11 protein-coding genes and 1 pseudogene are annotated in these 13,051 nt (G+C 69.4%); 6 read left to right on the top strand and 6 right to left on the bottom strand.

Annotation, left to right across the window (positions count from 1 at the left end):
- Positions 1–33: 33 nt before the first annotated feature.
- A complete protein-coding gene (locus tag ACGH2B_RS29535) occupies positions 34–1,077 on the top strand; it encodes an EamA family transporter (RefSeq protein WP_399082058.1) in 1,044 nt (347 codons plus the stop codon).
- On the top strand, positions 1,074–2,783 hold the full coding sequence (locus ACGH2B_RS29530; protein WP_399096579.1) for a DUF885 domain-containing protein: 1,710 nt from the start codon (positions 1,074–1,076) through the stop codon (positions 2,781–2,783). The genes ACGH2B_RS29535 and ACGH2B_RS29530 overlap by 4 nt, the downstream gene beginning before the upstream one ends.
- Positions 2,784–3,495: 712 nt before the next feature.
- Here the strand turns inward: ACGH2B_RS29530 and ACGH2B_RS29525 are convergent.
- A pseudogene (locus ACGH2B_RS29525) lies at positions 3,496–4,092 on the bottom strand (DUF4157 domain-containing protein); the annotation flags it as partial.
- Positions 4,093–4,889: 797 nt separating this feature from the next.
- Here ACGH2B_RS29525 and ACGH2B_RS29520 point away from each other — a divergent pair.
- The gene (locus tag ACGH2B_RS29520) at positions 4,890–5,489 is read left to right on the top strand and encodes a snapalysin family zinc-dependent metalloprotease (protein ID WP_399096576.1); all 600 of its coding nucleotides are present in this window, start codon (positions 4,890–4,892) and stop codon (positions 5,487–5,489) included.
- Between the two features lie 288 nt (positions 5,490–5,777).
- On the opposite strand, the gene ACGH2B_RS29515 is transcribed toward ACGH2B_RS29520, so the two are convergent.
- Positions 5,778–6,764 (bottom strand): chitinase, encoded by a 987-nt coding sequence (locus tag ACGH2B_RS29515; RefSeq protein ID WP_399096573.1) that lies wholly within the window; start codon positions 6,762–6,764, stop codon positions 5,778–5,780.
- Between the two features lie 343 nt (positions 6,765–7,107).
- Here ACGH2B_RS29515 and ACGH2B_RS29510 point away from each other — a divergent pair, with 343 nt between their 5' ends.
- The gene (locus ACGH2B_RS29510) at positions 7,108–7,425 is read left to right on the top strand and encodes a hypothetical protein (protein WP_399096570.1); all 318 of its coding nucleotides are present in this window, start codon (positions 7,108–7,110) and stop codon (positions 7,423–7,425) included.
- A 111-nt stretch (positions 7,426–7,536) separates the two neighbouring features.
- On the opposite strand, the gene ACGH2B_RS29505 is transcribed toward ACGH2B_RS29510, so the two are convergent.
- From ACGH2B_RS29505 to ACGH2B_RS29495, 3 genes are all read right to left on the bottom strand, one after another.
- Positions 7,537–7,728: a hypothetical protein gene (locus tag ACGH2B_RS29505; protein ID WP_399096567.1), complete on the bottom strand. Its 192-nt coding sequence runs from the start codon at positions 7,726–7,728 to the stop codon at positions 7,537–7,539.
- An 80-nt stretch (positions 7,729–7,808) separates the two neighbouring features.
- A complete protein-coding gene (locus ACGH2B_RS29500) occupies positions 7,809–8,921 on the bottom strand; it encodes a hypothetical protein (protein WP_399096565.1) in 1,113 nt (370 codons plus the stop codon).
- Between the two features lie 11 nt (positions 8,922–8,932).
- The gene (locus ACGH2B_RS29495) at positions 8,933–9,226 is read right to left on the bottom strand and encodes a hypothetical protein (RefSeq protein WP_399096562.1); all 294 of its coding nucleotides are present in this window, start codon (positions 9,224–9,226) and stop codon (positions 8,933–8,935) included.
- A gap of 547 nt (positions 9,227–9,773) precedes the next feature.
- Here ACGH2B_RS29495 and ACGH2B_RS29490 point away from each other — a divergent pair.
- Positions 9,774–11,468, top strand: coding sequence for a DUF885 domain-containing protein (locus ACGH2B_RS29490; protein WP_399096559.1), 1,695 nt, complete (start codon positions 9,774–9,776; stop codon positions 11,466–11,468).
- A gap of 193 nt (positions 11,469–11,661) precedes the next feature.
- Here the strand turns inward: ACGH2B_RS29490 and ACGH2B_RS29485 are convergent, their stop codons facing one another.
- Positions 11,662–12,228 carry a GNAT family N-acetyltransferase gene (locus tag ACGH2B_RS29485; RefSeq protein ID WP_399096555.1) on the bottom strand — a complete coding sequence of 189 codons (567 nt, stop codon included), beginning with the start codon at positions 12,226–12,228 and terminating at the stop codon, positions 11,662–11,664.
- 226 nt (positions 12,229–12,454) lie between these two features.
- On the opposite strand from ACGH2B_RS29485, the gene ACGH2B_RS29480 reads away from it, so the two are divergent.
- The gene (locus ACGH2B_RS29480; protein ID WP_399096552.1) at positions 12,455–12,664 is read left to right on the top strand and encodes a hypothetical protein; all 210 of its coding nucleotides are present in this window, start codon (positions 12,455–12,457) and stop codon (positions 12,662–12,664) included.
- Positions 12,665–13,051: the final 387 nt, after the last annotated feature.

The following is a 13,051-nucleotide window of genomic DNA, read 5'->3' as shown; positions in this document are numbered from 1 at the left end:
GGCCGCCCCCACACCAGCGGAACAGGTCCTCGCATGAAGAAACAGCACATCCTGCTCGCCGTGGCAGTCACCGCGATCTGGGGTCTGAACTTCTCCATCATCAAAATCGGACTCGAGAGCGTCGACCCACTCATCCTCGCCGGCATCAGATTCGCGCTCTGCGCACTGCCCGCCGTGTTCTTCCTCAAACGCCCCCAAGTCCCCTGGCGCTACATCACCGGCTACGGACTCGTCTTCGGCGTCGGCCTGTGGGGCGTGGTCAACCTCGGCATCAAAGCCGGCCTGTCCTCCGGAATCGCCTCCCTCGTCCTGCAGTTCAGCGCCTTCCTGACCATCCTCCTCGGCGCCGTCGTCTTCCGCGAAAAACTCTCCCGGTTCCAGTACGCCGGCATCGCCGTCGCCCTGACCGGACTGTTCTCGGTCACCTTCATCACCGACGGCACCGTCACCCTCACCGGCATCGCCCTGGTCCTCCTCGGCGCGGTGGCATGGAGCGTGGCCAACATCCTCATGAAGAAAGCCGCACCCAAGGAAACCCTCGCCTTCCTCGTGTGGTCCTCCCTCTTCTCCCCCCTCCCCCTCTTCGCCCTCGACCTCGCCGTCAACGGCACCACCGGCTACACCGCACTCCCCCACCAAATCGGCTGGACCGCAGTCCTCTCCCTCCTCTTCCAGGCCTACCCCAACACCGTCCTCGGCTACGCCATATGGAACTGGCTGCTCCGCGAATACCCCGTCTCCACCGTCGCCCCCCTCTCCCTCCTCGTCCCCATCTTCGGCGTCCTAGGCTCCATCCTCCTCTTCAACGAACCCCTCCCACCCCTCAAACTCCTCGCCGGCACCCTCATCATCACCGGCCTCATCATCGGCCTCTACAGCAAACACCCCACCACAACCACACCCCCCACCCCCACCCCCACCGAAACCCCCACCAACAACGAAGCCGCAGCCGCAGCCGCGAACGAAACCCCAACCGAAACCGAAACCCGCGACGAGGCCAAAGCCGAAACCGGCAGCGATGACACATCCGACGACGGCAACAACAACACCCCGATTCACAGTGCGAGCCAACGATGAACACCCCCACAAACCCCACCAACCACAAACCCACCACAAACGCCCTGGACGCACTCTCCGACCGGTACATCGACGAACTCGCCGCCCTCGACCCCTGCCTGGCCTCCGCCATGGGCATCGCCGGCCAGGAAGAACACCTCACCGACTTCAGCCCCCGCGCCACCTGGGAACGCCAAAACCTCGCCCGCCGCACCCTCACCGCACTCAACAGCACCCCCGTCACCGGGGAAGCCGGACACATCGCCGCGGCCGTCCTGCGCGAACGCCTCACCACCGAAGTCGCCCTCGCCGACGCCGACGCCTACGGCACCCTCCTCGACACCCTCGACGGCCCCGTCCAACGCATCCGGCAAGCCATCGGCCTCCTCGACCAAGGCAACGCCACCGTATGGGAAGCCCTGCTCGCCCGCCTGAGCGCCATCCCCGCCACCCTCACCGGACTCCACGAAAGCCTCGAAACCGCCCGGCACCGCAAACGCGTCGCCCCCCTGCGCCAAGTCACCCGCAACGCCCGCGAATGCCTCGACATGCGCGCCTACCTCACCACCCTGCCCCCCGGCCACGGCCACGGCCCCCTACGCCACGCCCTCGACGAAGCCACCACCGCGGCCAACACCGCCCTCACCCGCCTCGCGTCCTACCTCACCGACGAACTCGCCCCCCACGCCCCCGAACACGACGCCGTCGGCGAAGACCGCTACCACCTCGGCGTCCAAGAATTCCTCGGCACCCGACTCGACCTCCACGACGTCTACACCTGGGGCTGGGACGAACTCACCCGCATCCAACAAGAAACCACCCAAGCCGCCGCCCGCATCGCCCCCGACGAACCCCTCCCCGCCGTCCTCGCCGCCCTCGACAACGACCCCCGCCACCAAGCCACCAGCCCCGCCGCCTTCCGCGACTGGATCCAACAACTCGCCGAAAACGCCATCAACGACCTCGACGGCACCCACTTCACCATCCCCCCACCCCTCCGCCACATCGACTGCCGCATCGCCCCCAACCAAGGCGTCGCCTTCTACCTCGCCCCCAGCGAAGACCACACCCGCCCCGGCACCGTCTGGTGGCCCCACCTACCCCCCGACACCCCCATCCCCACCTGGCGCGTCCCCAGCACCATGTTCCACGAAGGCGTCCCCGGCCACCACCTCCAACTCGGCATCACCACCCTCAACCCCCACCTCAACCGCTTCCAACGCCTCACCAGCGAACTCCACCCCGGCCACGTCGAAGGCTGGGCCCTCTACGCCGAACGCCTCATGGACGAACTCGGCTACTTCCAAAACCCCGCCCACCGCCTCGGCATGCTCACCGGCGGCCAACAACTCCGCGCCGCACGCGTCATCCTCGACATCGGCCTCCACCTCCAACTCCCCATCCCCCCCGGCACCGGCTTCCACGAAGGCCAACACTGGACCCCCCACCTCGCCCACACCTTCCTCACCCAACACTGCCAACTCGGCCCACCCGACTTCCTCACCTGGGAAATCGACCGCTACCTCGGCCGCCCCGCCCAAGCCCTCGCCTACAAACTCGGCGAAAAAACCTGGCTCCAAGCCCGCCACACCACCCATTACAACCTCACCACCTTCCACCACCACGCCCTCCAACTCCCCCCCATGGGCCTCAACCTCCTCCACACCCACCTCACCACCCCCACCCCACAAAACAACACAAACCCAACAAACAAAAACACCCAATAACCCACCACCCGGCCCCCCACCCCCAAACCCCAAACAAACCAACCGACCAACCCCAACACGCAAACCAACAAAGAAAACAGGCCCGCCGACCCGCCATACGGCGCGGGCTCTCAGACGTCACTTACCGCAGCAATCACTCCCACCAGGATTTGATGTCACCCTGATCACGATCAGCAGTGATGTAATACACCGGCACAGGAACCCCCCGACTCCCACGACCGGTGATGGTGGGACCAACAACCCTCCCTCTACAGTCATTACAAGGAATGCGATCCGTAAACAACGCCAGGGGCTCGAAGTCCGTCCTCTGACTGTTCAGGTGGCCGATGAGAGCTTCTTCTGAATGCGGGCCGAAGTTACCGGTGTTGAAAGAGGAGATGACCTTCGTCTCCTGCCCTGGAGCGGATTTATCGCGGTACATCAGGACGGCGAAGTTCGCGATCCATGGGTTCGATACGCCGATCCGCTTGGCGCGCTCCGGCAGGACGTGACTGTCGATGAACGGGATTCCGGTGAGGGTGGTGCCGCCGCGGGCAGACAGCGGAGTAGGGAGCATCTCACCGGATCCCCGGGTTTCGGCCGTCCGCTGTACGTGAGTGAACTTCTCCGGCGATGTGAGCGGTGACCGGCTACGACGGTCGTCCTGCTGCCGGCTGATGGCGTTGTCGCCGGAAAAGCGCTGGAGAGCCGTGGCTTCCTGCCTGCCCGGTACGGGAGCCGCCGACATGGCGCGTACGGCATTGGCCTCCGCTTCCCGCTCGAAACGGTCGGACGGGTCGCTGACCTTGAGGCCGTCGCCGGTGTCCGTGCCGGCGACCGGGCCCTGACGCTGCTGGATGACGTGCGTCAGTTCGTGGGCGAGGGTGTGCGGGTCGCCACCGCTGTCACCGATGACGATGTGGTTGCCGGAGGTATAGGCACGGGCGCCGACTTCGGCGGCGGATGCCTTGGCGGCCGGGTCGTTGTGGATGCGGACGTCCGAGAAGTCGGCACCGAGCCGCGCTTCCATGTCGGAGCGGGTGGCGCCGTCCATCGGCTGCCCGGGGGCACGCAGGACGTCGTGGACGGTGGACCGCTGGACGGGTCGCTCGGCCTGCTGATGTCCACCGCAGTCCGCGTGGTGCTGGTGCTCCTGCGGGGTCCAGGGGTGTCCGCCTTGGCGAAGCATCTGGACCACTGCCGCGTTGCCGGCGCTGCTCTGGAGGGCCAGGAGCCCGGGAAGCGCGGTCGGCCGTGGTCCGGTACGCCTGGCGTGCGGCGTCCGGCCGTTCTCCGCCTCGTTGCTCCTTGCCCTGCCGTGCTCGTGCATGATCTTCCTCCCGCGTCACAGCCGCCGGCACAGATATCCCCGCCTCGGCCCCGCCTTGCCGCGGACCACCGCGCCCTGCAGCGGAGACAGCGCCGATCGGCTCATGGACCGCATTCAATGAGGGTCCGGCGTATCCCCTCGATATCGGGACGCTAGGGCGCTCAGAAGGTCACCGATAGCGGAACAGTTGCCCTCGGCCTGATCTCGACCTCGGAAAGGCGGTATCGGCATCGGTAGTACGCCAGGACGGTGGACGGCGTGTCGTTGTGAAAGCCGGTTGTGCGTCGGCAGATGCGAGGGCTCATCGATCCGTACACCCGTGGATGTGCCCGCGATAGCCGATCATTCCGGAATGAGGTGCGGAGTCTTCTCCAGCAGATGATTCTGCGGATGAGTTGGCGGGGGAAGAGATGGGGGCCGGCGCATATCTCGTAGCGGATCCGCAGTTCGCCGAGAAGTCCGGATGGACGCGGAGAGGGCGCTGTCGTCGGTCTCCGCAAGGCGTACGGCGCGTCCGCCGTGCACGCACTGGCGGCGACCTGCGGGAAGACGATGGAGCTGCGCACCCGCTTCCTTCCTCCCGGGTATCTCGTCGCGTCCGTCCGCCGCGCGGTGACGGGCCGGTGTCCGGCGCCTCTCCAGGGGCGCCGACGGGGCCGCCGCGGACGTCACATAGCCGTATTTTCCCGGGTGGTTGGCGGCGTGAGAGCGGCTGGTTGCCGTCTTGTGGGCGTCGTTGCCGCGTGGTGCCCTACCGCTTGCGGGACAACTGATACCCAAGGAGGCGTACGAGGCTCATGATCAATCGCATTGTTGCTGTGGCGGCGCTGGTACCGGTCATGCTGGGCACCACCGCCGGAGGTGTTCCGGCGCACTCCCCCGCGCCGAAGACGACGGCCGCCGTCACGCTGACCTACGACGCCAGCGGGGCGGGCCAGCAGTGGGCGGACGCGGTCGAGAAGGCGGCGCAGAACTGGAACGCCGCGGTGCACAACGTGCAGCTCAAGCCGGCGAGTTCGCCCGGTGCGGCGGACTATGTCTACAAGGCGACGAACGGCTGGCCGCAGTCGACGCTCGGGCCGATCCTTCCCGGCAGCGGCGGCGGTGAGGTGCAGCTTGGCCAGGAGGCGGTGAACGAGGGGTACGACCTGGCGCGGGTCGCGACACACGAGACCGGGCACATCCTCGGACTGCCCGACGACTACGAGGGCCCCTGCTCGGAGATCATGTCCGGCCACGGCCCCGGCCCTTCGTGCACCAACGACAAGCCGAACGAGGCCGAGGCGGCACAGGTCGACCAGAACTACGCGGGCGCCGGAGTGGCGGCGGCGCGGAAGAAGGGGCATCAGGTGGTGATCGATGTCTGGCGTGCTCCGGCTGCCGCCTCCGCACGCTGACCGGTCGGTCCACCGTTCACGACCGGGCGGCGGGGCGCGGGTGAGTGTACGACGCCGGGTCGCGGCCCGGGAGCGGACGGCGCCCGTGGTGGCGAGCGCGGCCCGGGTTGTACGGGCAGTCCTCCCGTGACTCGTCACCGTGCCGCACATGATGACGGTTCATCAGCCTGCCCCGCTCCCGCTCGACCATGGAAGCCGGGAGCGTGACGAGGTCCCGGGAGGCCGGCGAGGCGGCGCGGAGCGCGTCGCCTCGCCGGCCCCGGGAAGGGCCGGGCGGACCTCAGCGGGTCAGCCGTGGTAGCGCGCGACCACCTTGGTGTAGTCGTACTGCGCCTGCTTGACCCCGCTGCAGGAGTCCGCGTCGAGACCGCGGGTGCAGGAGCGGTCGCGGTTGAGCGACCAGAAGGTGAAGCGGGCGATGTGGTGCCGCTGGGCGTAGCGGAGCATCGTACGGAAGTTGCGGACGCTGATGCGCTGCCCCTTCATGTCCGTCTTGCCGTTCATCGTGGAGATGCCGATGTGCCGGTAGGCGGTGGCGGACTTCACTCCGTACGCGGCGGCGACGGCGTTCTTCAGACCGTCGGCCGACTTCATGGTGGTGGTGCCCATGGTGTTCGGGGTGTCGAAGTTGAACGCCATGATGTTCCACCCGGTCACCACGAGGTGTGCCTTCCCGGCCCGCTTGATGAGGTCGCGGATGGTGTGGACGGGGCCGTCGGCCCGGCCGCTGAAGGTGACGTAGACCTTCAGGGAGGGGTTGGCCGCCTTGACCTTCTTCAGCGCGTCGACGATGCGCTGGCGGACGACGGGGTTGTCGTCCTCCGTGTGCTCGATGTTGACGTCGATCGCCTTGAGCCGGTAGGCGCTGATCACCTTCTGGTAGGCGTTGGCCAGCGCGGTGGGGTTGGTGCAGGAGATACCGAGCTTGTTGCCGCTCCACCCGCCGAAGGAGGCGACGACATCGCCGCCCGCCGCGCGGATGTTCTTGATGGTCTTCTCCTCCGCTCCTCCCCGCAGGGGGCGGGAGCCGTCCCACTTCGGGTTGCACGTGCCGCCGGAGGTGATGAACGACAGGGTGAACTGCTTGATACCCGTGGCCTTCATGACACCGACGGGGTTCTGCGGGTGCCCCCAACCGAGGTACAGGTAGGGCGCGTTGATGCCGACGGGGAGGGCGGCGGCCTGAGCTGCCGGGGCGGCGACTGTGGACGAGGCACACAGCGCACCCGCCGCGGTGAACGCGACCAGCGCTCGTCGCATCAGGGTTCGAGTCATGAACAGACCTTTCCAATGGACTTGGGACGGTCCGAATGTACTCAGTGGTGCGGGCGATGACGGAGCGGGAGGGAAAAGTTAGGGGGTGGGCGGCGGGCCGGCCCCCTAGGGGGTGCCGTACCGGATCGCGCGGCGGCGGCGCGGAAGTCCGAGCATGCCGTGGCAGGAGCCGCGTCCGGGGCGGTCCGGCGTGAAGCGCGCGATGCCAGGGGGGAGAGAAGGCCGCGCTCCGATGTGGCGTCGGACGGGCGAGGTCCGGCCAGTTTCCGCGAGGAGGAACTCCGGTGTCCAGGTGGGGAGTTCACCGGAGAGTGACAGCGCTACGTGAAAGTGAAGGGCAGCGATGACGTACAACCCCAGCGGTCTCGCCAAGGAGGCGGCGGAGAAGATCTCCCGTCTCGAGAAGGAGCTGGCCAGCGGCCGCGGCGTCTTCAGTGAGCCGAAGAGCGCGGTCGCCATCTATCAGTACCTGCGCGAGATGGCCGAACGCATGCCGGTCATCCTCCAGCACGCCTCCGCGGCCCTGGAGGAGACGACCCGCGATCCGGACCACGCCGAGAAGGCGGTGCAGTGCGCGGACGCGGCCACCGTCAGCGCCACCACCCTCGCCCGCCGTCTCCAGCAGGCGCAGGAAGCCGCGGAGAAGGCGCGGCGCCGCTGAGCGCCCGTCGGGGAGCCCGGCACCGCGGTGCGCCGGTCCCGGGCCGCCCGGCCACGCGGCGACATGTACAGGCAGGGGGCCGGTGTGCCCGGTCGCGGGCCCGGCGCACCGCTACCGTCCCCGCGGGTCCGGGCTGACGCTGAACGAGACCGGTGCGCTCGGCCGGGCGGGCGGCGGGCCGTCCTGCCAGCCCTCCACGGGAGAGCGCAGGGCGCTGATCATCCACCAACTGAACAGGCCGGCCGCCAGCAGCCCGAGGGCGGCGAGCACCGCGCACGAGAGGACCGTTTTCCGTTGCGCCACATCGATTCCTGATCCGGGCCGCCGTACGCGGACCGCCGGGTCGCCCGCGCGCCGCGTCCGGTCGCGGCGCGCGGCCGGCTCTAGCCGGCGGTCTGCGTCGTGCTGCGCCCCTTGACGTCGAAGTCCTTGGCCATCCCGACCATGTTCAACCGGGCGAGATCCGCCTGCTCGAAGTGGAGCGGCCCCTTGTCGAGGTCGCGCCGGTGCTCGCTGGGGATGCCCCAGTCGTACCGCTTCTCCACCTCGACCTGGTACGTGACGTGATCGCCCTCCTTGTGGCCGACGAGTCGGTACTGGAAGTGGTTGAGGGCGTAGTACCAGTTCAGACTCTTGTCGCCCTGGGTGATGTCGGGGGCGCTGCTCTGCCAGGAGCTGGTGAAGGTGCCGTCGGGCTGTTTCTTCACCTCGGCGAGGGTGGTGTCCACGTCGTGGCGGAAGGCCGGCATGTCGGAGAGCATGCGGTCCGCGTCGACCTCGACCGGCTCTCCGGAGCCTTCGAGGAAGTGGCCGAGGAGGTCACCGGCGTCGCCCCAGCCCTGGGTGTAGAGGTAGCCGCGGACGAGGCCGAGCTGGGCCTCGTTCCAACTGTCGCTCATGTCGGCGTCGTCGCGGTCGACGCGGTCGCGGTTCTCGGTACGGAAGGTGTCCTCCGTGCCGAAGAGCACTTTCAGGCCGCGCTCCAGGCTCCCGTCGACCTCCGTCGCGAGGCGGAGCACGTCCTTGAGCTGGTTGCCGAGTTGCTGTGCCCGGCCGTTGCGTTCCTGCTCGGTGCGCTGCTCCTCGGGGGAGAGCGGGCCCGGCGCCCGCATCACCACCCAGGCGACCTCGCCGTCGCCGTTGACGCTGAATCCCTCGCCGATCGCCTGTTGTTGCAGCTCGGCGGCCTGGCGCTGCAGCTCGGCGAGACTACGGAAGCCGTCGCCGGTGCCGTCGACGATGTCGTCGAGGAAGTCCTTGACGCCCTGGGCCTCCTTGGCGACCGCGTCGATGTCGAGGCCGATGCCCCCGCAGGTGCGGGTCGCCTCGGTGGCGTCCTCGCCGCTCCAGTGCGTCCCCGCTTTCAGCGGCGCGGTGACGGCGTCGGTGTACCCTTCGCCGGCCTGCCGCAGGCGGGAGGCGATCCAGCCCCAGTCGGAAGCGGCGCTCCGCATCTTTCCGAGATCCAGGTTGATCAACCCGGTCATGTCCACCATCGGCCGGCCGCCTATCCGAAGATGTTGTGCAGGGTCTCGGTGATGAAATTCTCGTTGCCGTCGATATCGCTGGCGTTGAAGCGGATGTTCTCCGCCGCGTCGGACAGCTCTTCGCGGACGAGTTCGTTGAGCTTCTCCCAGCGTTCCGACAGTTCGTCGACGCTGCCGGTGAACGTCCATCCCGGCGCCGCGCTCTTGAGGGCGTTCACGGCGCCGTCGGCGTTTCCGAGGAGTTTTCCTACCGCGCTTCCCGTGGCGTCGATGTCCTCGGCGCATTGGCGCATCCAGTGTGTGTCGGCTTCCATCCGTACCCCCGTGCAGTGCCACCGACCGGCCTTGTCGGAGGCACCGTACCGGATTCCGGGCCGAGTTGACCCGCGGACGGCCCAGGAACCGGCCACCGGACGGCGGGCGCCCCTTCCGCCTCTGCCGCCCCGGCCTGCGGGGGCGGGTACGACCCGGGGCCGCGCCGTCATGCCGTGCGGGGCCCGCGCATTCCGGCCGATCGGAATGCGGAAGCCGAAATGCGTGGGTGGGCGGGAAACGACGATGGGAATACGTCGGCCGGAGAAGGAAATTCCGCTGTACCGCACACCACGGAACGAGGCCCCTTTCCCCTCCGCTTTCCCTTCCTCCGGGTTCCTCCACAAGGAATGTCCCCGTTTGGGCGGCGCGCCGTCCCGTCCCCGGGCGACCCGGTATCGCGCCCCGCCGCGCCCGGTGCCTCCCCGGTGTACTCGCGGGCGACAGGGCTTCCGTGGTGGTCACGGCGCTCCGTCCGCCGGTGTGACGTCTGTTCGCCCCGGCCGAAAATCCGTGACGTGGGCGGTCGGGGCGTACGAGGATGGCGGCATGTCGTACACCCACACACCCGACGAGTCGCTGCCCCGCCAGGTCGCCGACGCCTACGTCGACGCCCTCATCGCGCTGGACCCGGTCACCGGTACCTATCTCGGCGACGCCGCCTCCTCCGGGCGGCTGCCCGACCTGTCACCCACCGGGCAGGAGGCGCTGGCGCAGCTCGCCCGCACGACGCTGGAGCGGCTGGCGGTCGCCGAGGCGTTGCCGGGGGCGGCGAACGCGGTCGAGCAGCGGTGTGCGCGGCTGCTGCGGGAGCGGCTGGAGGCGGAGCTGGCGGTGCACGAGGCGGGCGAGGGCCTGCGGGCGGTGAGCAATCTGGGCTCGCCGCTGCACAGCGTCCGTGAGGTCTTCACCCTCACGCCCGCCGAGACCGAGGAGGACTGGGCGGCCATCGCACAGCGGCTGCGTGCCGTGCCGGACGCCCTGGAGGGGTACCGCGCCGCCCTCGACGCGGGGCTGCGCCGTGAGCTGCCCGGCGGCCCGCTCCAGGTCGCCACGGTCGTGGGGCAGTTGGACGAGTGGATCGGCGGGGGCGGGCGGAGCTGGTTCGCGGAGTTCGTCGCGCCGGGGCCGCGGGCGCTGCGGACCGAGCTGGAGGAGGCGGCGGCCGTGGCGACGGGGGCGCTGGCGGAGCTGCGCCAGTGGCTGCACACGCACTACGCCCCGGCCGTCGCCGGCGCTCCGGATGTGGCGGGCCGTGAGCGTTACGCCCGGTTGGCCCGGTACTACACCGGTATGGATCTCGATCTCGACGAGGCGTACGCGTACGGCTGGGCGGAGTTCCACCGGCTGCTGGCGGAGATGCGCACCGAGGCGGAGAAGGTGCTGCCCGGTGCGGCCACCCCGTGGGAGGCGCTGGCCTGGCTGGACGGGAACGGCACGCACATCGAGGGTGTCGAGGAGACCCGGCGCTGGCTCCAGGAGCTGATGGACGACACCGTCGCGGAGCTGGACGGTACGCATTTCGCGCTGTCGGAGCCGGTGCGGCGGGTCGAGTCGCGGATCGCGCCGCCGGGCAGCGCCGCGGCGCCGTACTACACCCAGCCGTCGCTGGACTTCAGCCGTCCGGGCCGGACCTGGCTGCCGACGATGGGCGAGACGCGCTTCCCGGTGTACGACATGGTCACCACCTGGTACCACGAGGGTGTGCCGGGCCATCATCTCCAGCTCGCGCAGTGGGTGTACGTCGCGGACCGGCTCTCCCGTTACCAGACCACCGTCGGCATGGTCAGTGCCAACGCGGAGGGCTGGGCCCTGTACGCGGAGCGGCTGATGGACGAGCTGGGTTTCCTCACTGATCCGGAGCGGCGGCTGGGGTACCTCGACGCGCAGATGATGCGGGCCGTCCGCGTGATCATCGACATCGGTATGCATCTGGAACTGGAGATCCCGGCGGATTCGCCGTTCCACCCCGGTGAGCGGTGGACGCCGCGGTTGGCGCACGCGTTCCTGGCGGCGCACTGCAGCCGGCCCGCCGATTTCGTGGAGAGCGAGATCGTCCGCTACCAGGGTATTCCCGGCCAGGCGATCGGCTACAAGCTGGGCGAACGCGTCTGGCTCCAGGGCCGCGAGGCCGCCCGCGCCCGCCACGGCGACGCCTTCGACCTCAAGGCGTGGCACATGGCCGCCCTGTCGCAGGGTTCGCTGGGCCTGGACGATCTGCTCGCGGAGCTGTCCGCGCTCTGAGGCCACCGGCCACCGGCCGGTATCCGGACTTTTCCAGGCCCGGGTTCCGGCCGTTTTCCGGGGCCCGGTCCGGGGGTCGCCCCCCGGGCCGGGCCTTTCCGCGTGGTGGCGTCCGGCGGTACCCGGCGCGCCCTCCGTCAGCCGTTCGTCGTCCACCGCCCTCCGTCAGCCGTTCGTCGTCCTCCGTCAGCCGTCAGCCGGATTCCGCCGTCCCCGGTGCCGCCGCGACCACGTGGTAGACGCGTGGGCCCACGGCGACGTCGCCCAGGGGCGTCATTCCGAATCCGTCGACGTGGACGCGCCAGGACGGGCGGTTGGCGGCTTCGATGAAGGCGACGAGGGCGTCCGCGCGGCCCTCGGCGGCGGTACGCGCCATGGTGAACAGGCGCCGGGCGATGCCCTGCCCCCGGTACACCGCGTCGACGACCAGGGGTCCGTACAGCAGCCAGCGGACCGCGCTCAGCGGGCGGCCCTGCCAGCGGAGGGTGTCCTGGGCGGCGAGCAGCGCCCGGACCGGGGGCGGCGGGGCGGGCAGGCTGTCGGGGGCGGAGAGCGCGAGAAGTCCGGCGACGTGTCCGCCGTCGTCGGCGAGGAGGAGTCCCCCGTGCGCGGCCATGGCCCGCAACCCGCCCTCGTTCAGGCTTCCTTGGACGAATCCCTGATCGGCGCGTTGCTCCGGGGTGAGGGCGTCGTGGTGGTTGGCGGCGAAGAGCGCGGCCATGGCGGGCGCGTCGGTCTCGGTGGCATAGCGGTACTGCATACGCCGATGCTGCCACGGGCGGAGCCCGGTCGCGGCCGTGCGGGGAGGGCACCCGTACCGGCTGTGTCTCCTCGGGGCGCACCCCGTTGCCGGCTCCGTCCGGCAGGCGGCAGCCGATGGGACGTCAACAGTGCGGTGAAGGGGAGAAGTTGGTCCGGTGGCAGCCCGGGCGCTCGGGAAGGGCCCGATGACGGACAGGTGCCGGTGGGACCACTACTCTGACACCGTGTCGAGTAGCGAATTGGAACGGCTGGCCCGGATCCGGATGCAGGTGACGAAGGAAACCCTGGAAGCCGCGATGGCGGCTCTGCAAGGACATCCGGTGGCCCCCGAAACCGATTCCGGCGCCGGGGAGCGGCGCGCACCCGAGCCTCCGGCACACGAGCGGCCCGAGGACGGGACCCCGCCGCCCCGGCGGCTGCGCCTGCTGCCCTGACGAGGGGTCTCACCGTCCGTACACACCACGCCCTCCGGGTGTACCGGCCGCCGGACGGACGGACAACCCGCGCGTCAGGGCACCTCGCCCTTCACGGACAGTAGGCGGGCGCGCGCCCCGGAAGTTCACGGAAATTCCTGCGGGACGGCGGAATCCGCACTGCTCCGAAGGGGGCCCGCCATGGCCGGGGAAGGAGCAACTCCGCAGCGTGCGTGGGCATTCCGGCAGGTCGGAGGCTCTCCGCGCGGCGGTCCGGCCGCTCTCCGGGCGCAGTCCCCGCGCCCTCGGAGTACGGGATCCGGATGGTCCGCCACAAGAAACCGTTGGGGAATTATTTACCATCTGTTAGTGGTACGCCGGGAACAGATCGCATTCCGTAAGGGGCAA

Origin of the sequence: Streptomyces sp. BBFR2, from assembly GCF_044497305.1 — a bacterium.
Taxonomy (GTDB): Bacteria; Actinomycetota; Actinomycetes; order Streptomycetales; family Streptomycetaceae; genus Streptomyces.
This window is presented reverse-complemented; position numbering and strand designations above follow the sequence as displayed.